Raw genomic sequence first — 25,062 nt, 5'->3', positions numbered from 1 at the left:
GGCAAAAAGCCCCCAGCTGGGGGCTTTTTGCGTTTTGGGTGCTGCAGAATCGATTAGCTTTGCAAATAGGTAGTTTTGGCATTTGAGGCCATAACCCACTGCTGCGTATACTCCGCGCAAACTAATAAGGAGACACCATGCACAAGAATACCAACGTACTCGTGAAGGCAATTCGTTTTGCCACTTTAGCCGCTGTTGCTGCCCCTGCGACCGTTATGGCAGGTGGTTTTTCATTGAACGAGCAAAGCGCCAGCCAGATGGGCGTAGCCAACGCCGGCGCGGCCGCCAACCCTGAAAACGCAACCACCGTTTTCTTCAACCCAGCCGGTATGAGCCAGCTTTCCGGTACCAACATTTCTTTTGGTGCGGCGATTCTGGATATTGATGCTGAGGCGAAAAGCTCCAGTGCCACAAACACCTTGGGCGGTTCTGTTGAAGGAAGTAATGGCGGTGATATCGCAGACCCTGCTGTGCTGCCGAATTTTTATCTGACTCATGAAATTAGTGATTCCATTGACGTGGGTTTCGGAATTCATGCTCCTTATGGTTTGGCAGCAGACTATGAGAACGACTTTAAAGGGCGGTTCTTTGCGGATAAAACAGAGTTAACGGCTATCGCGTTTACCCCATCTATCGCTGTTAATAATGGCGAAGGTTTGTCGATGGGTATTGGTATGAACATCATGTACGCGGAAGGACGCCTGACAAAGTATCAGGACATTCGTGGTGCGCTTGCGCAGCAAGTCGGCCTAGCTGCGGCGGGTCCTTTGGCTGACGCCTATGAGGGGCAGTTCGGAGCTCCTTACGCGGATATTGAAGGTGACGATGTTGCCGTTAATTTCCGTGTCGGTTTTTTGTATGAGGTCTCTGACCGTACCCAGTTTGGTTTAACTGCTCAGACTGGTACTGAATTTGAGCTGGAAGGCGATGCTGAAATTAGCAACTTTCCTGTGCAAAGTGCACAGTCGCCAATTGGCTTAGCACCGACAACATTAAATGAAAAAGTGCGTGTACCGTTGGCTATCCCTGAAAGTATCACTGCAGGCGCGCGGCATCAGTTGACTGAAACGGTAACACTGCTTGCTGGCGCCACATACGCTCGCTGGGGACGTTTTGAAGAGCTCGATATCTATAGCCGTGAAGGTGGCAACGGAGAAGTATCGAGCGTAGCTGGCGATCCCATCACCCACATCACTGAAAAGTGGAAAAACACGTGGCAGTTCAACGTGGGTGGTATCTGGCAGGCGAACCCTGAGTGGGCTTTCAAAGCAGGTTACGCATTTGATGAGTCTCCTGTGGATCAGTATCTGACTGCGCGAATCCCTTCCGAGGACCGTCACTGGCTGACCTTGGGTGCTCAGTGGAACGATGCTGCGAGTGGTTGGACAGTTGATGCGGCTGTTGGGACGCTGATTTTCGCGGATGATGTTAAGGTTGATGAGTATCAGTACCTTCACAGCGATCCGTCCACAAAAGATCCGAGAGCTGGTGCGTCTAACTACAAAGGTGAGTACGAACTCAGCGCCTGGAGTGCTGCGATCGAGGTCAGCAAAGCGTTCTAATAAATCGCTTAGCTAACAGCAATAAAAACGCCCGGTCGAGGAAACTCGCCGGGCGTTTTGCGTTAGTGGGCTTGGTCCCAATTATCACCCACGCCCGCCTCTACGATAAGCGGCACATCGAGCTTGGCAGCGGCAGACATGCGCTGCACCAGCCCGGCTCTGACTTTTTCCACAGCCTCTTCCCGAACTTCGATGATCAATTCATCGTGTACCTGCATGGTCATTACGGCATCGTCGGCGTGGTTTTCGTACAGCCACTGGTCCACATCAATCATTGCGCGCTTGATGATGTCTGCTGCGGTGCCTTGCATCGGTGCGTTGATGGCGGTGCGTTCGGCGGCCTGTTGCAGCTGCTTGTTCCGTGCGTTGATCTCCGGCAGGTACAGGCGGCGGCCATACAGCGTTTCCACATAGCCGTCGTCGTGGGCCTGTTTACGAATGTTATCCATGTAGCGCAACACACCCGGGTAACGATCGAAGTATCTATCAATGTATTCCTGAGCCACTTTCCGTTCTACACCCAGCTGGCGGGCCAGTCCGAATGCCGACATGCCATAAATCAGGCCGAAGTTAATGGCTTTGGCGCTGCGGCGCTGGTCGGAGCTAACTTCAATCAGACTCACGCCGAACACTTCCGCCGCCGTGGCTTTGTGAATATCTTCGCCGTGCTCGAACGCTTTTAGCAGACCTTTGTCGCCAGAGAGGTGCGCCATGATGCGCAGCTCGATTTGGGAATAGTCCGCGGCCAGCAGTTTGTAGCCTTCAGGCGCGATAAACGCCTGGCGAATCCGGCGGCCTTCTTGGGTTCGAATGGGGATGTTTTGCAAGTTCGGCTCGGAGGATGAGAGTCGTCCTGTGGCGGTCACCGCCTGATGGTAAGACGTATGCACCCGGCCAGTTCGGTGATGAATCAGCTCTGGCAAGGTATCGGTATAGGTCGATTTCAGCTTGCTCAGGCTACGGTGTTCCACGATCAATCGGGGCAGTTCATGCTCGTGTGCGAGTTCTTGCAGCACAGGCTCTGCGGTAGAGGGAGCGCCTTTCGGGGTTTTCTTGATGACTCTTAGACCGAACTTGTCGTAGAGAATGGCTTGTAGCTGTTTGGGGGAGCTAAGATTAAAGGCTTCGCCGGCTGCGTCGTGCGCTTGTTTCTCAAGCTCTGCCATGCGCTCGGCCAGTTCCTGGCTGTGCTGGCGCAGCGTGCTGGCACTGATCAGCGTGCCTCGCTGTTCCATGCGGGACAGTACGGGCACCAGCGGCAAGTCGATGTCCCGGTAAACGGATTCCAGCTTGCCGGTTTCTTTCAGTTTTGGGCTCAAAGCGCGGTGCAGGCGCAGGGTGATGTCCGCATCTTCGGCCGCGTAGGGGCCGGCCTTTTCCAGGTCGATCTGGTTGAAGGTCAGTTGCTTGGCGCCTTTGCCCGCGATGGACTCGAAGCTGACGGTCTGCTCGTCCAGATAAGCTTTTGCCAAGCTGTCCATGTCGTGGCGGGTTGCGACTGAGTTGAGTACATAAGACTCCACCATGGTGTCGTCGCTAATACCTTCCAAATGAATGCCGTGATTGGCCAGTACGTTCTTGTCGTACTTCAGGTTCTGGCCAATTTTCGCTTGCTTCGGGTTCTCAAGCAGCGGTTTAAGCTGGGCCAACACCTTATCCCGGTCCAGTTGTTCCGGCGCGCCCATGTAATCGTGGCCTACGGGTACATAAGCCGCTTCACCTGGATTGATGGCAAACGACACGCCGACTATTTCGGCGTCCATATAGCGCAGGCTGGTGGTCTCGGTGTCAAAGGCAAACTGATCTGCGGCTTCCAAGCGTTTTAGCCAAGTATCGAACTCGCTTTGCTCGGTGATGACGGTGTAAGTCCTTTCGATGACTTGCTTGGGTTCTTCCGCGGTAGCGGCAGTGTCAGCTTCTGGCTTTGCGGTATCGCGATTCTCCAGCTGGGCAATCCAACCCCGGAACTCGTACTCTTTGAACAGTTCCAGCAGCGCATCGTCGTTTTGCTCGCGCTCGGTCAGGTCTTCCAGTCCGAATTCCAGATCTACGTCCAAGCGAATGGTGGCCAAATCTCGGCTCAGGGGCAGGGTGTCGATGGCTTCTCGCAGGTATTCGCCGATCTTGCCTTTGATTTCGCCGGCATGCTCGATCAGGTTGTCGAGATCGTTATAAGTCTGAAGCCATTTGACCGCGGTTTTCGGGCCGCATTTGTTCACGCCGGGAATGTTGTCCACTTTGTCGCCAACAAGCGCCAGGTAATCGATAATTTGTTCCGGCGTTACGCCGAATTTCTCGATCACGCCATCTCGGTCCATAGCGGTTTCGGTCATGGTGTTGATCAGCGAGACGTGATCGCTCACCAGTTGGGCCATGTCTTTGTCACCGGTGGAGACCACCACATCAATGCCTTTATGGGTGGCCTCATGAGCCAGTGTGCCAATCACATCGTCTGCTTCAACGCCGGGGACGATCAGCAGGGGAAAGCCCATGGCCTTCACAATCTCGTGGATCGGCTCAATCTGCATGGCTAAGTCTTCTGGCATTGGCGGCCGGTTGGCTTTGTACTCTTCGTACATCTCGTGACGGAAGGTTTTGCCCTTGGCATCAAACACCACCACTACCTTGGATTCCGGAAAGTCCTGGTCCAGTCGACGCAGCATGCTGACAACACCTTTGATAGCGCCGGTTGGATGGTTCTTGCTGGTGGTCAGCGGAGGGAGAGCGTGGTAGGCACGGAACAGATAGGATGAACCGTCTACCAGAACCACGGGTGGAGTCTTTTTCTCTGTCATGTCGATGCAAATCCGGATTCTGATTGAAGCGTGGGTTGGCTTGTGCAACTCTTAACTTAGAGTGTAATTCAAAGCCTGAATGATGAGTCAGAGGGTACCATGAAAATGAAACGAATCGCCTGTTCCGCCCTGTTGTTGGGCTGTTTCTCTGTGCCGCTGATGGCTCAGGATGAGGGGGCTTTGGATGCCACTCCGGTGGAAACGCCTAAAGAGCCGGTTGTCATCACCGACTACCAGCCGCCCGCGGGCGGTACCGAGATTGTGATCCGCCCGGGTGACGGCGAAGTGTTCTATGAATACCGGGTAAACGGGCAGCTGATGGAGATCAAAGTAGTGCCCGAGGTGGGGCCTGAGTATTACCTGGTGCCTGCTGATGGGGGGGGCTGGGTGCAGGACACGGATTCGGACCTCCTTGTCCCCAGCTGGGTACTGTTCCGCTGGTAAATTATCCCCGCTACATTGCCGCTTAAATAAGGTTGACCTCAACCGACGCTGAGCGTCGGCTTTCCAGTCCTTCTACGTCCACCGTGGTGATGGCGAATTCGTAGGCACCGGGTGGCATCGCTGCGAGAGGGTATTTCGTTTTACTGGCATCATCCACCGAAATCACGTTGAAACGATCTTTGTGTTTCAGGCGGTAGTAAATTCTGTATTCCGCAATTTGTCCCGCCGCCAGTGAGGAGCCATCCTCGCGGGTCAGTGGGGCGCTCCAGACCAGTGTTTTGGGCTCCACTCGATCTGCCGACGTTTGATCCCCGGCCGATTGCTTCAGGCCCGAGTCTGTGTACTGAGAGGCTTGTTCTGTATCTGACTGGGAGGTTTGGCCGCCTTCCTGGCAACCCGCGATAATCAGTGCGGTTAACGCCAAAGCAAGCGCGGGCAGCCCGCGCCGTGTCGCTGAAAAAAATACGTTCATGGTTCACTCGCATACGGGGTCTATTGCAGGCGCCCCTTTGATGGGTATGTATGGAGCCTGAATACAACAGGGAGACTGGCCACGAAAAATCAGTTTCGGATTATGCCTGTGGCTAAGAAGTGATCAAGTGAAAAAATGGTAAAGGCGACGTAATGAGTTTTAGTATGAACATTCTAATTTTTATCCGTACCTTGAGAGATGAAATCTACTAAAGGCCACCGGGGTTTCCGGTTTCAGGGCTGAAAGAGACTAAACCAAGGAGAATTATTATGGGTAAACTTAAATCTTACCAAGAGCAGCTTCAGGACATCGTTGAGAAGGGTATCAACGCTGCAGAAGAACAGCAGAAGAAACTGGCCGCTAAGCCTTTCGACTACGCTGAGAAGCTGGAAGCTGAAGTTCGCGAATACACCATCCAGACTCTGCGCGAGCGTTACAACGGTTACTCTGACACTTTGTTCAGCCAGCTGCGTAGCCTGAACACCCGTTTCGGCGATTTCGCTGCCGAGCTGGTAGCCAAGCTTGAGAAAGAAGCTGCTGAAGGCGCAGACGCCGTTGCTGAAGCTGCTGAAGACGTAGCTGAAGCCGCTGAAGATGCGAAGAAGGCCGTTGAAGGCAAGAAGCCTGCAAAGAAGACTGCAGCTAAGAAGAAAGCCGCTGCTTCTGCCTAATGATTTAGGTTGTTGCAGTAACGAAAAAGGCGCTCCATAGTGAGCGCCTTTTTTATGTCTGTTTCCCCGCCTAGATTGAACTGGGTTACTCCGAGCTGGCTGCGCCTGTATCTTTCAGGGGCAGGGTGCGCTCTAGGTCTGTAATTTCTTCCAGCCGTTTAATGTCGGACAGAAAGCGCTGGGCTACGGCGTCGATTTCCAGCCTCTGCGCCGCGATTTCACGTTCGATATCGCGCACCTGGCCTTCCAGACGATAGATTTTTTTCAGAGTAGCGTCGGGAACGTTTCTGCCGGCCCTTTCCATCTCGGCCGCTCGCCGTTGTTCGTTGTCGAGCTGGCTTGTCAGCACGGAAATGTTGCCCCGCTTCAAGGAAATGAGGCCCTCAAGTTCTTCAACTTTCCGGTGCATCGCCCGAACAGCCTGATCCGGATGGCTAAACCGCTTGAGCAGCAACCGGTCTTGCTCTAGCTGGGCTTCCCGCTGTCTTTTGCGTTCCTTGGCGGCTTCGCGAGCGGCGAGTTCTTCGGCGGTAGGGGCGGGGGCAATGGTTTCGATGACCCGACCGCTGTCGCTGATAATGTCGTAGCCGCGTTTGGTGGCTTCCTGGGGAATGGTGTTGCTGATCACCAGTTGGCCGTTAGCATCTGTGTAGCGATACATGCCCGCCTGCAAACCTGCGGAGGTTAGCAGTCCCAAGGTGATGAGACTGGCTAGAACCGGGGCTTTGGTGAGGCGGTGTTGCATGTATCAGACTCCGTAGCGGTCCCGATAACTGGCTACGCTTTCTGCGTGGCCGGCAAATTCGGGGTTAGACTTTAAGTAGTCTAGTACTTGTTCCAAGCGAATGATGCTAACCACAGGAATGCCGAACTCTTGTTCAACTTCCTGAATGGCTGAAAGCTCGCCGTTGCCTTTTTCCTGGCGGTCCAGGGCAATCAACACTCCGGCGGGCTCTGCTCCGGCGGCTCGGATGATCTCAATGGATTCCCGAATGGCGGTGCCAGCGGTGATTACATCGTCAACAATCAGTACCTTACCTTGTAGTGGCGCACCGACAATATTGCCACCTTCTCCGTGATCTTTCTTCTCTTTACGGTTAAAGGCAAAGGGTTTGCTGTTACCGTCTGTAGCAAGGGCCATGGCGGTGACTGTGGCCAACGGAATGCCCTTATAGGCGGGTCCGAAAATGATGTCATAATCCAATCCGCTTCGCTCGATAGCGGCGGCGTAGGCTTTGCTTAGTTGCAGCAGGTCGTCTCCGGTGTTGAACAGTCCGGCATTAAAAAAGTAGGGACTGGTGCGTCCGGATTTGAGGGTGAATTCCCCAAAACGAAGAACATTTCGCTGAATGGCAAACTCGATAAAATTTTTCTGATAGTCGTGCATGGCAAGGCTTCTGGCGGGGTTTGACTTTAATTAAAGCGTAAAACCGGTATCATACACAGAAACCGAATCAGGGAATACGTATGCGCGTAGTATCCATTAGCGTCAACGGTCTGGAGCAGGCTGTTGAGAAAGGCTTTTTTGACTGGCTGGCAGAGCAGGATGCCGATGTGGTGTGCGTTCAGGACCACCGCATGCGTGCCTATGAAGTCGAAGACAAAAAACTGATTCCAGAAGGCTATGAGGCTTACTTTATTGATGGTGAGCTGAATGAGCATGGTGGGGTCGGTATTTATACCCGTCACTTCCCGAAGGCGATTATGTACGGGTTTGCCAATGAGCAGGCGGACCGTGAAGGTCGGTTCGTTCAGGCAGATTTCGATAAGGTCTCTGTGGCTTGTGTGCTGGCGCCGTGTGCGCTGGGGCGTGAAGAGGAGCTGACCGGCGATGATGATCTGACGGTTCTGGACCACAAAGATGAGTTCCTCGATGCTTTTGGTGTGCATATGCAGAAGACTCTGCGTAAGCGTCGTCAGTTTATTTTCTGCGCTAACCTGCAGTCGGCCCATCATGTGACCGACGCCAGCCCGCTGTATCACAAGACGGATTTTTCCGGATTTTTACCTCACGAGCGTGCCTGGCTGGATCGTTTGTTCGATGAGATGGGCTGTATTGATGCGTTCCGTGAGATCAATAAGCAGAGCAATCAGTTTACTTGGTGGCCTGAGCAAACCGAGGGTTCTCGCAAGAAGGCGGGGATTCGGGTGGATTATCAGTTGCTGACGCCAGGTATTCGCAAGACCATCCGTGATGGTTGGATTGATGGCGGTACGCGTTTCTCTGATCACGCTCCGGTGATCATGGATTACGATATAGAGATTGGCTTCTGAGCCAGTAGGTCTCGCTTCGGGGGAGGGCGCCGTTTCGGTAAGCCTTCCCCAGAACCGCTACGAGCACATTCATGTGCGCTTCTCTCCGGCCATCCATGGCCTACGAAATTCTGGGGAAGGCTTACCGAAACGCCGCCCCAGACTTCTAGCTTAGCCTTCTAAAGCTTCTTTCTGAATTTCAAACAACTGGTTAATAGCCTTGCGTGCCAAGCCAAGCATGCTGTCGAGTTCTGTCTGCTCGAAAGGCGCGCCTTCCGCAGTGCCCTGAATCTCGATGAAGCCGCCTTTGTCGGTCATGATCACGTTCATGTCGGTTTCAGCTTCTGAATCTTCCGGGTAGTCCAGGTCAGCAACCGGAGTGCCTTTGTAAACGCCCACGGAGATAGCCGCAATCATCTGCTTCAGCGGGGATTTCTTCAGGCGTTTGGTTTCTACCAGGTGGTTCAGGGCGTCTACCAATGCCACGCAGCCGCCGGTGATGGCTGCGGTGCGGGTGCCGCCGTCGGCTTGGATGACGTCGCAGTCGATGGTGATGGTGTGCTCACCCAGAGCTTCCATGTCTACTGCGGCGCGCAGGCTGCGGCCGATCAGGCGCTGGATTTCGACGGTGCGGCCGCCTTGTTTGCCACGGGCGGCTTCACGGCCCATGCGGCTGCCGGTAGAGCGGGGCAGCATGCCGTATTCAGCGGTGATCCAGCCTTTGCCTTCGCCGCGCAGGAAGGGTGGTACTTTGTTTTCTACAGACGCGGTGCAGATGACTTTGGTGTCTCCGAACTCAACCAGCACAGAGCCTTCGGCGTGGCGGGTGTAGTTGCGGGTGATCCGGACGTCTCTGGGTTGCTCGGGCGTTCTGCCACTAGGTCGCATAGTGTGTCCTGTTTTATGAAGATGAATGTCCGGCGCTCGGCCGGTCGGTGTTTTGAAAGGGCGGCGAGTATAGCACGGTGGGGCTCCGGAGCGGGTGAGGGGTGTCCGCTATTGGTCTGGGTCGCCGCTTTAGGCGGTTGCCTGTTAAACTCGAGTGATCATTGATTGGTATTGGAGTCTTTATGATTCGCAGCATGACTGCTTTTGCCCGTAAGGATGCCCGTGGCGATTGGGGTACTCTCACTTGTGAGATCCGCACGGTGAATCATCGGTATCTGGAACCTTCGTTCCGTTTGCCGGAAGCCTTTCGAGAACTGGAGAGCCGGTTTCGGGAAGAGCTTCGTAAGGGACTGAAGCGGGGCAAGGTGGATATTTCCATGCGTCTGCAATCTGCCGAGAACGAGGTGCAGAGTTTTGAGATCAATGAGGAAATCGCCAAGGCGGTGAACGAGGCGGCCAATCACGTTAACCGGATGCTGGATAACCCTGCACACATAAGCGCGCTGGATATTATGCGCTGGCCGGGCGTGATGTCGTTGCCTGAGCAAGATTACAGCGAAGCCCAAACCGCCGCCGCAGAGTTGTTTGCAGAAACCGTCGTCGAGTTGGTGAGTGTTCGGGAGCGGGAAGGAGAGCGATTGCGGCCGTTATTCGAGGATCGCTTGGCGACCATGAGCAAGTTGGTGTCTGAGGTGCGCGAGCGTATGCCGGAACTGCTGGCGGCTCAGGAGCAAGCGCTTCGTGATCGTTTTGAGAAGGCCAAGGTTGAACTGGAGCCGGAGCGTGTGGCTCAGGAAATGGTGATGTTGGCCCAGAAAAGTGATGTGGCAGAAGAGTTGGACCGACTGGATGCGCATGTGAGCGAAGTGACGGAAACCTTGCAGGGCGATGACGCCATCGGTCGCCGTTTGGATTTCCTGATGCAGGAGCTGAACCGCGAGGCCAATACGCTCAGCAGTAAAAGTATTGATGCTGCGGTAACCCGCGCTGCTGTTGACCTGAAAGTGCTGATCGAGCAAATGCGGGAGCAGGTGCAGAACCTCGAGTAGCCGCCAATCCTCAGGGTGCGGAGGTAAGTCAAAATCCGTATAATTGCCCGCTTTCTGGCCGTATCAACGGCCGCAAGTCGTTGTTCAGGAGAGATCGAACCATGAGTCAGGCCGGTGGGCAAGGAACCCTGTTTGTGATTTCGGCGCCCTCGGGTGCGGGTAAAACAAGCCTTGTGGCGGAAATGCTCCGTGCGGATTCACTGTTGGGTGTCTCCGTCTCGCACACCACGCGCCCGATGCGTGAAGGTGAACAAGATGGCGTGAACTATCACTTTGTCAGCCGGGAACAGTTCGAGGAAATGATCGGTCGGGGTGACTTTCTCGAGCATGCCGATGTTTTCGGGAACTATTACGGTACGTCTCAGGTATGGGTGCGGGAAACACTGGCAAAGGGCCAAGATGTCATTCTGGAAATCGATCAGCAGGGCGCTGAGCAAGTTCGACGTTTGGTGCCGGAGTGCGTCAGTATCTTTATCGTCCCGCCGTCAGCGGAAATCCTGCGCCAGCGTTTGGTTGGCCGGGGCACCGATGCGCCGGAAGTGATCGAGCGCCGTTTGGCTGAAGCTGAAGACGAATGTAGTCATGCCGTCGAATTCGATTATCTGGTGGTGAACGATAATTTCGATGTGGCGTTGGCAGACTTGCAGGCCATCACTCGCAGTTGCCGTTTGAAGATGTCCGTCCAGCAAGAACGTTTTGCCGATTTGCTGAAAGGGCTGACCGGGGCTAATTAAGAGTCGCTGGAAGATAAGCAGATAACGGTTAGCCGCTGTATACAAATTGAGCCGCTAGCAGTAAACTACGCGGTCTAGTAAAAGTACTTGTTATTTTCGGGGAACATAATGGCACGAGTTACCGTTGAAGATTGTCTGGAACATGTAGATAACCGCTTCCAGCTGGTTATGCTGGCTAGCAAGCGCGCCCGCCAGATCGCCACCAAGGGTTCTGAGCCAATGGTGCCGGAAGAAAACGACAAGCCAACGGTTATCGCCTTGCGCGAAATTGCCGAAGGATTAGTTTCTCGTAGTCTGCTTACTGAAACGGAAGAAGACTAAGCTTTCATTCAGCAGGTATGCGAAGAATTGCCTGCTGAAGAGCGAGAAGCATTGAAATCTGTCTTTGCGGTTTTATAGTGTAACTATAGAAGCCAGCGGGAAAGACAAGGAAGAGCCCGGATGTACGCATTCGGGCTTTTTTTGTCCCTGGCAAACAGAACTCAGGGGAGACACGGTGTCGGTAGAGCCAACGGTTGAAGGACTGGCTACAGAGCTCAGTTCATATTTAGATACCAGTCGCATTAATCAGGTGCGAAGGGCCTACTATTACGCCGAACAGGCCCATGAAGGGCAGATGCGCAAAAGTGGCGACCGCTACATTACTCACCCTCTGGCTGTTGCTCATATCCTTGCGGAGTTGCGGCTTGATCATCAAAGCCTGATGGCTGCGATGCTGCACGATGTTATTGAAGACACCGGTATCCCTAAAGACGCATTGGCCGACCAGTTCGGTGACGATGTGGCCGAACTGGTGGACGGTGTATCCAAACTGACCCAGATCGAATTTCGCTCCCGGGCTGAGGCCCAGGCCGAGAACTTCCAGAAAATGACCTTGGCGATGGCCAAAGATATTCGTGTCATTCTGGTGAAGTTGGCCGACCGGCTGCACAACATGCGCACCCTTGGCCCCATGCCCTTTGAAAAGCGCCAGCGCATTGCCACGGAAACGCTGGATATCTACGCCCCGATTGCCAACCGCTTGGGTATGCACTCCATTTCTACCGAACTGGAGGATTTGGGCTTTACGTCGTTGTATCCCATGCGCTCCAAGTACATCTCCAAGGCGATACAAAAGCTGCGCGGCAATCACCGGGAGATCATTGAAGATATTCGGGGCAAATTGCAGGAGAAGTTGGAAGAGCGAGGCTTGCCGGGCCGCATTCTGGGGCGGGAAAAGCATTTGAACTCCATCTACAGCAAGATGAAGCTCAAGCAGAAGTCGTTCCATGAAATTATGGATGTGTATGCCTTCCGGATCATCACTGATAACGAAGACGACTGCTATCGAATTCTAGGTGCCGTCCACAGCCTCTATAAGCCGCTTCCCGGTCGATTCAAAGATTATATTGCCATGCCCAAGGCTAACGGTTACCAGTCGTTGCACACCACCTTGTTCGGCATGCACGTGAACATCGAGATTCAGATTCGCACCGAAGAAATGGAGCACATTGCCAATAACGGTATTGCGGCCCATTGGATGTACAAAACCGAAGAGCCCAGTGTAGGCAAGGTTAACCAGACCCGTGTAGACCGCTGGGTGAAAGGGCTGATGGAAATGCGCGAGCGGGCCGATGACTCCATGGAGTTCATCGAGAACGTGAAGGTCGATCTGTTCCCGGATGAAATCTACGTGTTCACGCCCAAGGGGCGAATCATGGAGTTGCCGCAGGGCGCTACTCCGGTGGATTTCGCTTATGCCATCCATACCGACATTGGCAATGCGACCGTTGCTTGCCGCGTGAACCGTAACTTGGCGTCACTCAGCCAGCCACTGCAAAGCGGGCAGACGTTAGAAATCATTACCGCACCGGGTGCGAGACCCAACCCGGCCTGGCTCAGTTTTGTGACTACGGGTAAAGCGCGCAGCAGCATTCGCCATGCCCTGAAAACCCGCAAGCGGGCAGAGTCTATGGCGCTTGGCCGCACGTTGCTCAAGAAGTCTCTGAACGGCTTCGATGCCAAATTGTCGGATATCAGCGATGCCCAGAAACAAGCGGTGGTAAGCCATAATCAGGTCAATAGTTTTGATGACCTTGTTAGCGATATCGGGCTGGGCAATCGGATGGCTTATCTGGTTGCGCGTCAGTTGGTTGCCGGTTATGAAGCGCAGGAAGAAGAGCAAAGCGCAGAGACGAAGCAGATTGAAGCGTCTGGCCCTGTGATGATCCGCGGTGCCGAAGGCATTCTGCTTAAGTTCGCGTCCTGCTGTAAGCCGATTCCCGGTGATCCGGTGGTGGGTATCATGGATTCCGGCAATGGTATGATCATTCATTCAGACACCTGTTCGCGATTGCCGGAAGACGACGAGGGCAGAGCTCGCTTAACCCATCTGAAGTGGGCGAAAGACATCACCGACGAGTTCTCGGTTGAGCTGCGGGTCGAGCTGGAACGTCAGCGCGGAGTGATCGCCGAAATCGCCAATGCCGTTGCTATGGCAGACGGGAATATTGAACGTATAAACGTGGAAGACCAAAATGCACGATTCGGCATTGTCAGCTTGGTTGTCCATGTAAACGGCCGCCGGCATCTGGCGCGCGTTATGCGTCGGGTGCGCAACATCCGTGCGGTCACTCACATCAGCAGAGTACGACACTGATCAAGACCTTTGGCGTGGTTGACAGCCGCTACGCAGAAGAGTGACGATGGTGGTTTTTCTTCAGAGGAAATAGCAGGTCATGACGAACAAATCTGTCATCCAGACCGAAAACGCTCCGCAAGCGATCGGTACTTATTCTCAGGCAGTTAAAGCGGGCGATACCGTTTACCTGTCGGGCCAGATTCCACTCGACCCGAAGACCATGGAAGTGGTTTCCGGTGATTTCGCGGCCCAAACCCGTCAGGTGTTTGAGAACCTCAAGGCTGTGTGTGAAGCCGCCGGTGGTCAGTTGAAAGACATCGTAAAGCTCAACATCTACATGACCGACCTGGCCAACTTCGCCACCGTTAACGAAGTGATGGCGACTTACTTCCAGCAGCCGTATCCGGCACGCGCCGCCGTTGGCGTGGCAGCGCTGCCGAAAGGCGTGCCTGTTGAAATGGAAGCTGTGATGGTGCTCAGCTAAGGCGGTTGATCATCTCCCGGTACCCTGCCCGAAAATCGGGGTACCGGAATTCAAACCCGCTGGCCAGCAAGCGCTGGTTACTGCACCGCTTACTTCCCGCTCTGCCGCCTTTGCGCGCGTCTTCTACCGGTGCCTTGCACGGTATCTGTTGCTGAACCCATTCGACTACTTCATCCAGCCTGACCGGTTCGCAATCGGTGACGATGTACACGTTTTCGAGATCTTTGCTTTTTAGCGCCAAATCGCTCATGTACGTCACCGCTCGCACGGCATCCCGTTCGTGAATCCGGTTGCTGTACGGTGCAGGCGGTTGCGGGTTCATCCGGCCTTCAAGAACTTCTTCCAAAAAGCGCTGGCGAGTAGGGCCGTAAATACCGCTGAAACGGACAACTGTTGCGGGGTGAATACTGTTCAAGGCTGTTTGCTCACCCTGAAGAATGTGTTTGCCGGTGAAACGGCTGGGTTCTGTTGTGCTGGTTTCATCCACCCAGCTGTCATCGTTCTGTGCGTAAACACTGGTGCTGCTGACGAAAAAAAGTCGAGTCAGCGGCTTGTTGCCGATGGCATCCAGTAAATTCTGCAAGCCGGTGACGTAGGCATCGTGATAGCCCTGCTCGTCGTATGATGACGGCGTGAGGCAATAGATAACGATATCCAGATCCTCGGGCAGCTTGCCTTCCAAGGTCTCGGGCTTGGTCAGGTCGGCGCCGATGCCGGTAATGCCTGCGGGAACTTTCTCGGGGCTTCTGCGCAAGCCAAACACCTGGGCATTGTTTTCGGACAGAGCCGTCGCGATGTCGCCACCTAGCTTGCCGCAACCCGCCACCAGTATTCGTGACAATTGCTTATGATTCGCCATTGCCATAGACAATTTCAATCCTTATCCTTTGGTTGATAAAGTAAGTGCAACTTCGACCTGAACAATCCGACCGGAGCCGACGATGACCCTCACCGAGTTACGATACGTTGTTACGCTTGCCCGGGAAAGGCATTTTGGCCGCGCCGCGGAGCGTTGTCACGTGAGCCAGCCCACCTTGAGTGTGGCGGTGAAAAAGCTGGAAGAAGAGCTCGGTATCTCTTTGTTCGAACGCAGCAAAAGCAGCATCCGGGTGACGGAAGTCGGGCAACGGATTATCGATCAGGCCCAGACTGTTCTGGACCAAGTGGGCGTGATTAAAGATCTGGCCCAAGACGGCAAGAATCAGCTGAACTCGCCTCTGAAAGTGGGCGCTATCTACACCATCGGCCCCTACCTGTTCCCGCATCTGCTTCCAGAACTGCGCCGAGCCGCTCCTGAGATGCCGCTGTTCATCGAAGAAAACTACACCGCGAATCTTCGCCAGAAGCTCCGGCACTCAGAACTGGATGCCATTATCATCGCGCTGCCATTTGATGAGCCGGAAGTGGTCACCCTGCCGCTGTATGACGAGCCCTTCGTTGTATTGTTGCCGGCAGATCACCCCCTGACCGAGAAAGATGAGATAACCGCGGAAGAAATGGCCGAAGAGCAGTTATTGTTGCTGGGGCCGGGCCACTGTTTCCGGGACCAGGTGCTGGAGTCTTGCCCGCCTTTGGTAGACGCCATCACACGCCGAGCAGGGCAGAATCAGCCAGGTTTGGTGACCGAAGGCAGTTCACTGGAAACCATCCGCCACATGGTGGCCTCAGGCTTGGGTATTACCGTATTGCCCCTGTCGGCGGCGACTGCGATCAAATATCAGGAAGATATCCTGGCGGTGCGCCCGTTCGCCGCGCCGGTACCCTTCCGCACGGTAGCGTTGGCATGGCGGGTCACCTTCCCGCGCCCCAAAGCCATTGATATGCTCTCGCTGGCGGCCAGCCAGTGTCGCGTGATTGAGCGGGCCAAAGCGGAAACCCCCGCAGCAGTACCCAAAAACTGAGGTAAGCCATGGCGTCACTGGATGACATCTCCGTTACCGAGATCAAGGGCGTAGGAAACGCCCTGGCCGAGAAACTGGCCAAGCTGGGCATCCAGTCCATGCAAGACCTCCTGTTCCATTTGCCTTATCGCTATGAAGACCGCACGCGGGTGGTGCCGATGGGCAGCCTGCGGGTGGGAGATGTAGCTGTGGTGGAAGGGGAGGTGATGAAAACCGACCTAGTGATGGGCCGGCGCCGCAGCCTGCAGGTTACCTTGAAGGACGACAGTGGATTTCTGGTCCTGCGCTTTTTCCACTTCAATGCCGCCCAGAAAAACCAGCTCTGCGAAGGCTCCCGAGTGCGATGTTTTGGGGAAGTCCGCCCCGGCCGCGCCGGTTACGAGTTTTACCACCCGGAATATCAGACCAACCCGCCACCCATGCCTGACGCCAGTCAGGCTACGCTCACACCGGTTTACCCATTGACCGAAGGTATTCAGCAGCCCCGGGTTCGTAGCCTGTGCCAGCAAGCGCTTAAATACCTTGATCGCCATCCGATCAAAGACTGGCTACCTGCGGAGTTGCTGGCGGATTATCAGCTACCGTGCATCACCGAGGCGGTGAAGCTGGTGCATTCACCCCCAGCTGGCGCACCTGTGCATCTATTGGTTGAAGGGCGCCACCCCGCTCAGCAACGGTTGGTTATGGAAGAGTTGCTGGCGCATCAGTTGAGCTTGCTGCAAGTGCGGGAACAGATGCAGGCGCGAGAAGCCTTGCCCTTGTTGCCGAGCGGTGATCTGGCTGAACGCTTTCTGGAAGAATTGCCGTTCAAGTTGACCGGGGCCCAGCGCCAAGTCATGAGCGAGATTCGCCAGGACCTTAGCCAGCCGGTGCCCATGCTTCGGTTGGTGCAAGGTGATGTCGGCTCCGGAAAGACTGTTGTAGCGGCTCTGGCGGCCTTGCAGACACTCGGCGCGGGAGCACAGGTTGCCTTGATGGCTCCCACCGAAATACTGGCAGAACAGCACTACCATAATTTCAGAAACTGGCTGGAACCCTTGGGAATTTCCATTGCTTGGTTATCTGGCAAAGTAAAAGGCAAAGCCCGCCTGCAGGCATTGGAAGCCGTCGCGAGTGGAGAGGCCCAGGTGGCGATTGGTACCCATGCTCTGTTTCAGGATGACGTTATCTTCCACCGCTTGGCGTTGGTGATTGTGGATGAACAACATCGTTTTGGAGTGCACCAACGGTTGGCGCTGAGAGAGAAAGGCGTGGGTGGCTCGCTCGCGCCGCACCAGTTGATCATGACCGCAACTCCGATACCGAGAACGCTGGCCATGAGCGCCTATGCCGACTTGGATACCTCCATCATCGATGAACTGCCGCCCGGCCGAAAACCGATTGAAACCATCGTCGTGCCAGACAGCCGGCGGGAAGACATCATTGAAAGAGTACGCAGTGCGTGTCGCGAGGGGCGGCAGGCCTACTGGGTATGCACCTTGATCGAAGAGTCCGAAGCCTTGCAGTGCCAGGCGGCAGAAGTCACCGCTCAGGAACTCACAGAGCGCTTGTCGGATCTGAAAGTAGGCTTGGTACATGGCCGCCTGAAAGCTCAGGAAAAAGCGGACGTAATGGCGCAGTTCAAAGACGGAGAGCTGGATCTGTTGGTCGCCACAACGGTGATTGAAGTCGGGGTGGATGTGCCGAACGCATCATTGATTATCATCGAGAACCCCGAACGCTTGGGCTTGGCCCAGTTACACCAGCTTCGTGGCCGCGTGGGCCGTGGTGAGCAGGCCAGCTACTGTGTGTTGATGTATCACCCACCTCTATCGATGAACGGCAAGGCCCGGCTGCAGGCGCTCAGAGACAGCCAAGATGGCTTTGTGATCGCTGAGAAAGATCTGGAGATTCGCGGCCCCGGTGAAGTGCTGGGCACCCGCCAAACAGGCTTAATGCAGTTCCGCTTGGCGAACTTTGAACGGGATAAAGGATGGATAGAGCCAATCAAAGAAATGGCGCCGGGCCTGATGAAACACCCCAGAGTGGTAGACGCACTGATTCGCCGATGGTTGGGTGAAAAGATTCGTTATGGCGACGTTTGATGAAATAGGGCTGGCTGACAAACGGGTCATACTGTTCACAATAAAGGCCTGTTAATAAAAACGCATTAGTTGCAGAATGAATGAATAAGGATTTCTAGAGTTCATAAGGAGGCATTGATGGAGCTCCCCGGAGTAGTTCAGCAAGCGCTAGGTGAGAGTGCGTTGGAAGTATCCCTGCGCAGTGTGGGGCAGATCAAACCAAAGCACATGCTGCGGATGGTTCTTTTGACGGATAGCGAAGGGAACCTGCAAGCGATTCTCCGGCGTGATGACATGCTTGATCTGGAAAATCTGAACAAAATTCTGGGCCGTGACCTGAAGTTGATGCAACGCACAGAGCAAGTGCGGGTGCGCCAGCGAGCTGGCCTGCAGGAGTTGCCTGCACTGCCATCACTGACCGGCTGGCCTACGGTAATTGACCGCAGGGTTGATGAGCTGGAATCCATTGCGCTTGACTTGGTGGAGCAGAATTTAGCAGTCTCTATGCCGTTGGAGGACTTTCGGAAACTCACGGCCAAGGCCGACCGAAACAGTTTCGCCATCGATGCTCAATCGATATCCGTTAACCTCAACAACGGGCAGAACGACCGGGACGAGCTCCACAACGCTCTGAAGAAATTCACGGGTCGCCGAATTCAGCAGCGCCTTGAAGACACACTGGAACTCCCGCCTCTACCTGAAACCGCCCAGCGCATTATTCATTTGCGGGTGAACCCCAATGCTGTGATGGGGGATTTGGTCGATATTGTGGAAAGCGATCCGAGCCTTGCCGCTCAAGTTGTGAGTTGGGCTTCGTCTTCATTCTATGCCGCCGCGGGGCAGGTCCGTTCCGTTCACGATGCAGTGTCGCGCGTGTTGGGCTTTGATCTGGTGATGAACCTGGCCATGGGCTTGTCTCTTGGGCGCGCGCTCAACCAGCCTCAAGACCATCCTGACGGTTACGTGGACTATTGGCAGCAGGCTGTGTGGCAGGCGCAATCGGCGGGCATCCTCGCCAGTATGATGCCCCGTGGCCAGCGTCCTCTGTTCGGGTTGGCCTACCTCTCGGGCTTGCTGCACAACTTTGGCCACTTGGTCTTGGCGCAGGTATTCCCGCCGCACTTCAAACTGGTGTGCCGTTCACTGGAAGTGAATCCCAATATCGATTCCAGTGTGATTGAACATCATCTGCTGGGCATCACCCGAGAACAGATGGCCGCGACGCTGATGGAAAACTGGGGTATGCCCGAAGAAGTTGTCATGGCAATTCGCTACCAGAAAAATCCGAACTACGATGGTGAGCATCCCGTGTACGCTCGGTTGCTCTGGCTGGGGCGGCAATTGCTGACCGAACGGGGCGTTGCCCTAGGGGCCGGTGAGCCGTTAGGTGATGAAGTGTTTGTAGAACTTGGATTGGATCGTGAAAAGGTTGAAAGCCGGTTTGATGAGCTGGTTGAGAATAAAGACAGTGTGATGGCGATGGCTGGAATGATGACGTCCAACTGAAAAAAGCCGGCCTAGATGGGCCGGCAATGATGTCCGCAAATTGCAGAGTCCGTCTCACAAATCAGGAGAAAACAAGGACAGGGCTATGAGCGAAGTGACAAAGCCCGTGGCCCTGCTTTAAATCTAGCCAAAGCTCCCCAAAAGGAAAGGCGCTATCGCAGAAAACATAGTGTGACGCACGTCTCATTTTTCGGGTCTGACCGAAGGCGTTGAATTGCTTGATGAAAGCCAAGAGGCTTCTTTTTTGAAGTTACAAATCATTACAAAGGTATTGGCTCATTCAAAGCGAACATGGCGGATGGCGCTGGCCGCCTGGCGAATACGTTCTGCATACTCTTTCTCAATGGCAAACCGCTCGACATCCATCTGTTGCACCATCTCCGTGTCTGCCGCCTTCCGCGCTCTGTGCGTGGGCATATGCTCAAGCTTTTCATGCACCACTTGGAACACACTGTATGGCTCTTGCGAGAGCAATTCAGGCGCAACGTAATCCAGCAAACCCTTGAGGCGTAAGCAAGCCTCAGAATACTCAACTTGCCCTTCCTCCACGGCGATGGCGATAATCCGGATGCTTTCAACCATTTTTTCTTTGCGCTTAGCCTGAAATTCCTCGGCTTTCTTCTGCCGCAGTCGTTCTTCTGTCAGAGCGCGTGATTGCCGCCAGATATAAACCAGCAACAACCCGATAACCACCAAACCGATAACAATAAGCGCCAACTGAAGCCCTCTGGGCATTTCAAATCCCCCTGGTTCGTAGGATGTTGCCTGAGTTGATCAGGCTTATTCTGAATAGAGCGTAGTTTGCCAGAGATTGGGGCAGGGTGCTTGTGAGGTTTTTGGAGGGAAATAAAAAGGCCAGCCCGGGAGGGCTGGCCTGAGGAGGGTTAGACCTAGATTAATGCTGAGCAGGCAGGTCTTTTACCGCGTTTGTTATGAAGTTGAGGTAGGTTCCTCCTACAGGGATTTCTAGCGGTAAACGTATCGTTGCCAGGCCTGCATTTGGTATTCCAAGGGCATCGGCAGTAACTAGCAACTCGTCCTCGACACCGACACGGTTGGTGTTGACCTGTTCGATTTGCATTCGGCCGTCGTCAAAGAACGTAATGTCACCCTCCAGTTTCAGAGTAAATGCGCGACCGTACAAATCATGTGTACCACCCATAGGAATTTCCATATCTGGCGCGTCGATCAATAGCTCAGCTTCGGTGATAAATACAGGCTGTCCTTTGTCACCCTTTGCGATAACTCCAGGGATAAGCGTCTTCCGGTTGCAGTTTGTCTCACAGTTCGGATCATCTTTTGCGTACCGCATGCGCAGTACCTGGGTATTAGTGATGGACTCCTCCTGTAATAGCAAACCTAAAACTTCAAGTTGTGTAAACACGCTAATGGAACTTGTAGTGAGAAGTGTTGGATATAGATCAACTCTAATTCCTTCGATTTCATCGCCACTATTTGGCTGCTCAGGGGTTGGGTCGTAGGTGCCTGGCCCAAGAACCTCTGTGTTCAGCGCATAAGTCTGGTAGATGAACTTGTCGCGAGGACAGTCAGGATGGGCTTCACCACGGTTAAATACACTGCTACCAGTTGTTCCGGCAGGACAACCTACCCGAGCATCTGGATCGGCAAGCGGGATGCCTGTGGGTCCTGTGTCAAACAATCTGGCGGTAGCTTTTCCGCCAATAACGGCAAGCTTTGTGGAGTTCGCCGACGGACCCCAACCCTCAATATCATTGCCGAGACCTGCATGGGCTTCTTCAAAAGGCTCTACGCAGTTCGCATCATAATTATGGGCGCAATCAATGAGGAAGTTTGAGTTGGTATCACGGACCGGGAAGTTACGAAGGGCAGTAAAGACGGTTTCCTGTTTGTCTGCGCCCTCAAAATAGATGGTCAAACCACCTCGACCCGGTGCGTCAAGGCCTTCCAGTATATTGGCCTTTAGTTCAAGCTGATTTTCTTTGCTTGCGATAGAGCGCATGGTATAGCGATAGAATTCGCCCGGCTCCCAGGGGCTATCTGGGAAGAAGCGGAGGCGTTGATCATTGAGCTCAAGCCGACCAGAAACGATCTCGCCTGATCCGATTTCTGCCTCATTTGGTTTGCCGTCTTCACCGGCAGTAATCTTTTCAACAACGAACGTGCCGTCTTTGCCTAAGCTGATGGTCCCAGGGTCCATCGTTTGGGAGAAAACGACAGTAATCGGACGGTCTGAGGGCATGAGGCTAACCGGCAATAGGTCCACCTCAATAGTGGCGTTCCCCTTGCTGTGCCCAGGCTCTCTTATAGAGAAGCATTCACCAAGATCACCTTCAAGCAGGTTCATGTTTGTGAAATCCGTTTCACAAGGGAACCCGGGGTAAGTGGTAAGCGCCAGTGGTGGCCTTTGAGTGACCGGGGTCTCAGTGGAATCAATGGGGTCTAGAGCGAACTTCAAAGAAGGCTCTGAAACAACATTGCCTGCTAGGTCCGAAAGCCCGTTAAGGTCTAGTCTGTATTCGACGCCATGCTCTAGCCCGCCTTCGGGGTTTAGTACAAGAGCAGTTCCGTCCAGTTGAGAGCGAAGGTTTGCTACCTGAGCGTTGTCAGCGTAGAGAGTCACACCACTTGAGATAGAGGATGGGTCCAGAGGCTCATCAAAGAACAGGATGACTGGGTCGCCGGGCCGCTGCATGGACTGGCGCGTAGCCGGGTTGGCATTTTTAGCGCCTGGCATCCAGCTCAACAGCTGAGGAGCAGTGTTATCGATCTTGCGGAGCACTTCGGCGTCCAGCACGGAGTCTACGTCTGTCGCAGCTTGCAGATGGAACGCGATGGTGGAGTCGGTGAATTCTTGGCCCAGCAAGTTCGGCTCAACCATACCGATCGCATCGATTGTCAGAACGCCATCCTGAACGAGTGCAACACCGCGCAACTCTACGCCCATCAGATCTTGAGATAAGCCAGCGTTCGGCATGGCTTCAGCGGTGTTCATGGATACATCCATAAACAGAGTGATATGCCGAGGAGCGTTGATGTCGTCAGTATAAGCATTAGGGCTCATGTAACCGGAAGCATCGGAGAGCATGGTCACCTTAATGGTGCCGGTTTCCTGGTTGCTGCCGTCGTCAATGTTCAGTACTTGGACCTTGCCGCCAACCTTGATGTTGAGGCTGGTACTTTCGAGTACGCTGCCTTTGGGAATGCGTAGGGGTAGGGCTTCATCAGCCTCAAACGCCGGCGCGTACGCCAATTCAGCAAACAATGAACCAGTCTGTTGAGATGAATCAGTGACGCCCTGAAGGACCGAGTTCAAGACAACGCCATTGATGGGTTGTCCGTTCAATATCGAGGAGATATTGCCGCCATTGGAATCTACCGCTTGTTGCTCCAGCAACACCGTCGGGCCAGTAGCTCGCGGAGTGAAACTGAACGACTTGTTCAAACGCGCTCCGTCCGGACCGTTGGTCAGGCTGGCAAGGTTGTTCAGCTTCAAGGTGTAAGATTGCCCTGCGTTCAGGATGTCTTCTTTGCTGCCGCAGGCTTTCGGGTCTTCGGTTACGCATGGGTCAACGGTGATGCGGTTGCCCTTCACCAATACCGTAGCGGGTACGGCTGTGCCATTCTTGTCCAGAAGCTCTATTGAGCCACCGTGCTTTTTCCACTCCGGGTGAACAGGGTGGGTCAAGGCTAGGCGGAAAGTAGAGAAGTTCGCTGCTTCGAATGCTGTTCCTTCCGCAGGAACCTGCCACGCTACTCCAAACTCATCGGCAGTTTGCGCCAATGCGGCGATGCCATTGAATTCAGCGCGAGTCTCGAACTGAATCCCAGGCTCTCCGACTGCGTTTGGTGTGCTAATTTCGCGACCGCCTTCTGTCAGAAGCGGTTTGTTAAAGGAGATCGAGTAGCTTTCACGACTGGCAAGCGTTTGGCCTTCGGCGATTTCGAGTTTGAGGCTTTTTCCGCCATCAATTTTTGTCACCGAAAATGCTGGGCTGCCAGTGCTCGATTCGATCTGGATCTTGTCGATAAGCGTTGCTTCGTTGTCCGCTATTGCGTGAGAAAAACGAAGTACGATGTCGGCTTTCGGGCTGACATCCGCCTGGCCGTCCATTGGGTAGGAATACACCAGCGACACAGACTGATTGCTATCCTTGACGCTCTGCTTGATGTCTTGCTCATCACTGCCGCCACATGCTGCAAGCAGCATGGCGGGAATCAGTGCTAACGTTTTAAATTGTTTCATGACCTGCTTCTCCTCAGAACTTCAGGGTGATGGAGCCGCTGATTACATGGATATCACCGTCGGCGGTAACGTTAGTTTCGTTTCCGTCAAAGTCGACTAAGGTGAAGTCCCGCTCTTGTAGTTGTTGGTACTGGTAGCCGAGATCCAAACGTACTGGGAAGGCTAGCAGTCGTGTGCGGTTGTAAGTGGCACTCACGCCCAGGCCGACGATGATCTTGTCGGTGTCCAGGTAGTTGAGTTCCGGGTTTTTAGTGGTCTTTAGGGGAGATTCTTCGTAAGCGATACCGCCACGAACGGCAAAGTTTTCGTTCAGCTGGTACTCAGCGCCCACGCGAGGAACAAGGATGTCATCGAAACCGATGCGATTGCCAGCAGAGACTGACTCTTGGTCTTTGATGCTGTCCCTCGAAAACTCGTCCTCTAGCTCAGACCAGTTCTGCTGTTCGATACTGCCGCCTACACGCCATCCGTTGCCGGAATATTGAGTACCGAGAACAATGGTTTCAGGCTGGAAGGAGTCGATGGTGGCTACGGTCAGGCTAAGGCCTGGATCCGGAATGGTCTGGGTAACAACGATGTTGGAGCCCACAGACGTTTTGGCGGAAGACTTGGTACGGTAAGTCAGCGCCGCTTCCCAGCCGTCCAGGAAACAATCGTCTTTACCGCAGAAAGTGCTGCCAAAGTCGATGTTGGTGCCCAGAATGGTTTTCAGAGTTGGCTCTGCGTTGACCGATAGTTTTTCACGGCTGGTTTCGCCGCCCAAGGTGGAAACTGCATCCAGCTGCGCGGCTGCTTCCAACGTCACACGTACCGAAGCACCCGCGGAAATGCCTCGCCAGATCGGAGTCGCACCACCGACGTTCAGGAACAGAGGTTCTTTACCGTTCTGCAGGTACTGGCCCGTTTCTGAAGTTTCAGATTTAAAGGCCAGCATTTCTTTGCCGTACTTCTCGACGCCCGCGATGAAACCGAGGTAAATAGGGTGTTTGAAGCGGGTCAATGAACCCAGGTTGGTCTTCATGCCGATCAGAACGTGCTGACTGGGAGAGCTTGATACCACATCGCCATTGGCATTGGGGTTAGCTGAACGAAGTTCCTGTTCTGCGTGCAGAAGGCCCGAAGTCAGTTCGCCACGGGTGTCTCGGGTAAGGGATGCCGGGTTGTAGTAGGTGGCTGACACTTGGTCGTTAAACATGGACAGCGACTGAGCGGTGGCAACGTCCACTGGCATTACGCCGTACGTGGTACCTAGGTTGCCCATGCTCGCATTGGCTGACATAGAAAGGGTGGCGGATACAGCTGCAACAGCAAGGGTCGTTGCCCGTACAGAAAATCGGGTAGGAAGAACCATTAATACACTCCGTTCGCTCTTTTTTGTTGTGTACAGTCCCGGCG

Annotated in this window: 21 protein-coding genes; 12 read left to right on the top strand and 9 right to left on the bottom strand. The window is 54.2% G+C overall.

Annotated elements, in window-relative coordinates; genetic code table 11:
• The first annotated feature begins 137 nt into the window (after positions 1-137).
• Positions 138-1,562 carry an OmpP1/FadL family transporter gene (locus ACNQ6O_RS11865; protein WP_418053440.1) on the top strand — a complete coding sequence of 475 codons (1,425 nt, stop codon included), beginning with the start codon at positions 138-140 and terminating at the stop codon, positions 1,560-1,562.
• 62 nt (positions 1,563-1,624) lie between these two features.
• Here ACNQ6O_RS11865 and polA read toward each other — a convergent pair whose 3' ends face one another.
• Positions 1,625-4,357, bottom strand: a complete 2,733-nt coding sequence (polA, locus tag ACNQ6O_RS11860) for a DNA polymerase I (protein WP_418053439.1) — start codon at positions 4,355-4,357, stop codon at positions 1,625-1,627.
• Between the two features lie 105 nt (positions 4,358-4,462).
• Here polA and ACNQ6O_RS11855 point away from each other — a divergent pair, with 105 nt between their 5' ends.
• Positions 4,463-4,801, top strand: coding sequence for a DUF2782 domain-containing protein (locus ACNQ6O_RS11855; RefSeq protein ID WP_418053842.1), 339 nt, complete (start codon positions 4,463-4,465; stop codon positions 4,799-4,801).
• Positions 4,802-4,823: 22 nt separating this feature from the next.
• Here the strand turns inward: ACNQ6O_RS11855 and ACNQ6O_RS11850 are convergent, their stop codons facing one another.
• Positions 4,824-5,273, bottom strand: coding sequence for a fibronectin type III domain-containing protein (locus ACNQ6O_RS11850; RefSeq protein ID WP_418053438.1), 450 nt, complete (start codon positions 5,271-5,273; stop codon positions 4,824-4,826).
• A 269-nt stretch (positions 5,274-5,542) separates the two neighbouring features.
• On the opposite strand from ACNQ6O_RS11850, the gene ACNQ6O_RS11845 reads away from it, so the two are divergent.
• Positions 5,543-5,944, top strand: a complete 402-nt coding sequence (locus ACNQ6O_RS11845; RefSeq protein WP_418053437.1) for a hypothetical protein — start codon at positions 5,543-5,545, stop codon at positions 5,942-5,944.
• A gap of 85 nt (positions 5,945-6,029) precedes the next feature.
• On the opposite strand, the gene ACNQ6O_RS11840 is transcribed toward ACNQ6O_RS11845, so the two are convergent.
• Together ACNQ6O_RS11840 and pyrE are read right to left on the bottom strand one after the other, a co-directional pair.
• A complete protein-coding gene (locus ACNQ6O_RS11840) occupies positions 6,030-6,689 on the bottom strand; it encodes a DUF4124 domain-containing protein (RefSeq protein WP_418053436.1) in 660 nt (219 codons plus the stop codon).
• A gap of 3 nt (positions 6,690-6,692) precedes the next feature.
• Complete coding sequence (gene pyrE, locus ACNQ6O_RS11835; protein WP_418053435.1) at positions 6,693-7,331, bottom strand: orotate phosphoribosyltransferase; 639 nt, start codon at positions 7,329-7,331, stop codon at positions 6,693-6,695.
• Between the two features lie 80 nt (positions 7,332-7,411).
• Between pyrE and ACNQ6O_RS11830 the strand changes: the two genes are divergently transcribed.
• Entirely contained in the window at positions 7,412-8,218 is an 807-nt protein-coding gene (locus ACNQ6O_RS11830) for an exodeoxyribonuclease III (RefSeq protein WP_418053434.1), read from the top strand.
• Between the two features lie 150 nt (positions 8,219-8,368).
• On the opposite strand, the gene rph is transcribed toward ACNQ6O_RS11830, so the two are convergent.
• The gene (gene rph / locus ACNQ6O_RS11825) at positions 8,369-9,085 is read right to left on the bottom strand and encodes a ribonuclease PH (protein WP_418053433.1); all 717 of its coding nucleotides are present in this window, start codon (positions 9,083-9,085) and stop codon (positions 8,369-8,371) included.
• 182 nt (positions 9,086-9,267) lie between these two features.
• Between rph and ACNQ6O_RS11820 the strand changes: the two genes are divergently transcribed.
• From ACNQ6O_RS11820 to ACNQ6O_RS11800, 5 genes are all read left to right on the top strand, one after another.
• The gene (locus ACNQ6O_RS11820) at positions 9,268-10,134 is read left to right on the top strand and encodes a YicC/YloC family endoribonuclease (RefSeq protein WP_418053432.1); all 867 of its coding nucleotides are present in this window, start codon (positions 9,268-9,270) and stop codon (positions 10,132-10,134) included.
• Between the two features lie 101 nt (positions 10,135-10,235).
• Complete coding sequence (gene gmk / locus ACNQ6O_RS11815; protein WP_418053431.1) at positions 10,236-10,868, top strand: guanylate kinase; 633 nt, start codon at positions 10,236-10,238, stop codon at positions 10,866-10,868.
• 108 nt (positions 10,869-10,976) lie between these two features.
• Entirely contained in the window at positions 10,977-11,189 is a 213-nt protein-coding gene (gene rpoZ, locus ACNQ6O_RS11810) for a DNA-directed RNA polymerase subunit omega (protein WP_418053430.1), read from the top strand.
• A 175-nt stretch (positions 11,190-11,364) separates the two neighbouring features.
• Positions 11,365-13,506 carry a RelA/SpoT family protein gene (locus ACNQ6O_RS11805; RefSeq protein WP_418053429.1) on the top strand — a complete coding sequence of 714 codons (2,142 nt, stop codon included), beginning with the start codon at positions 11,365-11,367 and terminating at the stop codon, positions 13,504-13,506.
• A 79-nt stretch (positions 13,507-13,585) separates the two neighbouring features.
• Positions 13,586-13,972 carry a RidA family protein gene (locus ACNQ6O_RS11800; protein ID WP_418053428.1) on the top strand — a complete coding sequence of 129 codons (387 nt, stop codon included), beginning with the start codon at positions 13,586-13,588 and terminating at the stop codon, positions 13,970-13,972.
• Here ACNQ6O_RS11800 and ACNQ6O_RS11795 read toward each other — a convergent pair.
• Positions 13,965-14,837, bottom strand: a complete 873-nt coding sequence (locus ACNQ6O_RS11795; RefSeq protein ID WP_418053427.1) for an SDR family oxidoreductase — start codon at positions 14,835-14,837, stop codon at positions 13,965-13,967. The two genes, ACNQ6O_RS11800 and ACNQ6O_RS11795, sit on opposite strands and share 8 nt — an antisense overlap.
• A 76-nt stretch (positions 14,838-14,913) precedes the next feature.
• On the opposite strand from ACNQ6O_RS11795, the gene ACNQ6O_RS11790 reads away from it, so the two are divergent.
• The 3 genes from ACNQ6O_RS11790 to ACNQ6O_RS11780 all read left to right on the top strand — a co-directional run bounded on the left by ACNQ6O_RS11790 (position 14,914) and on the right by ACNQ6O_RS11780 (position 19,442).
• Entirely contained in the window at positions 14,914-15,873 is a 960-nt protein-coding gene (locus tag ACNQ6O_RS11790; protein ID WP_418053426.1) for a hydrogen peroxide-inducible genes activator, read from the top strand.
• 8 nt (positions 15,874-15,881) lie between these two features.
• Positions 15,882-17,957, top strand: coding sequence for an ATP-dependent DNA helicase RecG (recG, locus tag ACNQ6O_RS11785; RefSeq protein ID WP_418053425.1), 2,076 nt, complete (start codon positions 15,882-15,884; stop codon positions 17,955-17,957).
• Positions 17,958-18,074: 117 nt separating this feature from the next.
• Positions 18,075-19,442, top strand: a complete 1,368-nt coding sequence (locus tag ACNQ6O_RS11780) for an HDOD domain-containing protein (protein ID WP_418053424.1) — start codon at positions 18,075-18,077, stop codon at positions 19,440-19,442.
• A 276-nt stretch (positions 19,443-19,718) separates the two neighbouring features.
• Here ACNQ6O_RS11780 and ACNQ6O_RS11775 read toward each other — a convergent pair whose 3' ends face one another.
• From ACNQ6O_RS11775 to aupA, 3 genes are all read right to left on the bottom strand, one after another.
• Complete coding sequence (locus ACNQ6O_RS11775; protein WP_418053423.1) at positions 19,719-20,177, bottom strand: DUF2489 domain-containing protein; 459 nt, start codon at positions 20,175-20,177, stop codon at positions 19,719-19,721.
• Positions 20,178-20,337: 160 nt separating this feature from the next.
• Positions 20,338-23,667 carry an Ig-like domain-containing protein gene (locus ACNQ6O_RS11770; protein WP_418053422.1) on the bottom strand — a complete coding sequence of 1,110 codons (3,330 nt, stop codon included), beginning with the start codon at positions 23,665-23,667 and terminating at the stop codon, positions 20,338-20,340.
• Positions 23,668-23,680: 13 nt separating this feature from the next.
• The gene (gene aupA, locus ACNQ6O_RS11765) at positions 23,681-25,018 is read right to left on the bottom strand and encodes an alkane uptake protein AupA (RefSeq protein ID WP_418053421.1); all 1,338 of its coding nucleotides are present in this window, start codon (positions 25,016-25,018) and stop codon (positions 23,681-23,683) included.
• Positions 25,019-25,062 lie beyond the last annotated feature (44 nt).

The organism is Marinobacter sp. SBS5, assembly GCF_048285575.1.
Classification (GTDB): Bacteria; Pseudomonadota; Gammaproteobacteria; order Pseudomonadales; family Oleiphilaceae; genus Marinobacter.
This window is presented reverse-complemented; position numbering and strand designations above follow the sequence as displayed.

What these genes read in the sequence shown, in the direction of transcription:
- ACNQ6O_RS11865 (WP_418053440.1), top strand. Translation starts at nt 138, where the DNA reads ATGCACAAGAATACCAACGTACTCGTGAAGGCAATTCGTTTTGCCACT.
- polA (WP_418053439.1), bottom strand. Translation starts at nt 4,357, where the DNA reads ATGACAGAGAAAAAGACTCCACCCGTGGTTCTGGTAGACGGTTCATCC.
- ACNQ6O_RS11855 (WP_418053842.1), top strand. Translation starts at nt 4,463, where the DNA reads ATGAAACGAATCGCCTGTTCCGCCCTGTTGTTGGGCTGTTTCTCTGTG.
- ACNQ6O_RS11850 (WP_418053438.1), bottom strand. Translation starts at nt 5,273, where the DNA reads ATGAACGTATTTTTTTCAGCGACACGGCGCGGGCTGCCCGCGCTTGCT.
- ACNQ6O_RS11845 (WP_418053437.1), top strand. Translation starts at nt 5,543, where the DNA reads ATGGGTAAACTTAAATCTTACCAAGAGCAGCTTCAGGACATCGTTGAG.
- ACNQ6O_RS11840 (WP_418053436.1), bottom strand. Translation starts at nt 6,689, where the DNA reads ATGCAACACCGCCTCACCAAAGCCCCGGTTCTAGCCAGTCTCATCACC.
- pyrE (WP_418053435.1), bottom strand. Translation starts at nt 7,331, where the DNA reads ATGCACGACTATCAGAAAAATTTTATCGAGTTTGCCATTCAGCGAAAT.
- ACNQ6O_RS11830 (WP_418053434.1), top strand. Translation starts at nt 7,412, where the DNA reads ATGCGCGTAGTATCCATTAGCGTCAACGGTCTGGAGCAGGCTGTTGAG.
- rph (WP_418053433.1), bottom strand. Translation starts at nt 9,085, where the DNA reads ATGCGACCTAGTGGCAGAACGCCCGAGCAACCCAGAGACGTCCGGATC.
- ACNQ6O_RS11820 (WP_418053432.1), top strand. Translation starts at nt 9,268, where the DNA reads ATGATTCGCAGCATGACTGCTTTTGCCCGTAAGGATGCCCGTGGCGAT.
- gmk (WP_418053431.1), top strand. Translation starts at nt 10,236, where the DNA reads ATGAGTCAGGCCGGTGGGCAAGGAACCCTGTTTGTGATTTCGGCGCCC.
- rpoZ (WP_418053430.1), top strand. Translation starts at nt 10,977, where the DNA reads ATGGCACGAGTTACCGTTGAAGATTGTCTGGAACATGTAGATAACCGC.
- ACNQ6O_RS11800 (WP_418053428.1), top strand. Translation starts at nt 13,586, where the DNA reads ATGACGAACAAATCTGTCATCCAGACCGAAAACGCTCCGCAAGCGATC.
- ACNQ6O_RS11795 (WP_418053427.1), bottom strand. Translation starts at nt 14,837, where the DNA reads ATGGCAATGGCGAATCATAAGCAATTGTCACGAATACTGGTGGCGGGT.
- ACNQ6O_RS11790 (WP_418053426.1), top strand. Translation starts at nt 14,914, where the DNA reads ATGACCCTCACCGAGTTACGATACGTTGTTACGCTTGCCCGGGAAAGG.
- recG (WP_418053425.1), top strand. Translation starts at nt 15,882, where the DNA reads ATGGCGTCACTGGATGACATCTCCGTTACCGAGATCAAGGGCGTAGGA.
- ACNQ6O_RS11780 (WP_418053424.1), top strand. Translation starts at nt 18,075, where the DNA reads ATGGAGCTCCCCGGAGTAGTTCAGCAAGCGCTAGGTGAGAGTGCGTTG.
- ACNQ6O_RS11775 (WP_418053423.1), bottom strand. Translation starts at nt 20,177, where the DNA reads ATGCCCAGAGGGCTTCAGTTGGCGCTTATTGTTATCGGTTTGGTGGTT.
- ACNQ6O_RS11770 (WP_418053422.1), bottom strand. Translation starts at nt 23,667, where the DNA reads ATGAAACAATTTAAAACGTTAGCACTGATTCCCGCCATGCTGCTTGCA.
- aupA (WP_418053421.1), bottom strand. Translation starts at nt 25,018, where the DNA reads ATGGTTCTTCCTACCCGATTTTCTGTACGGGCAACGACCCTTGCTGTT.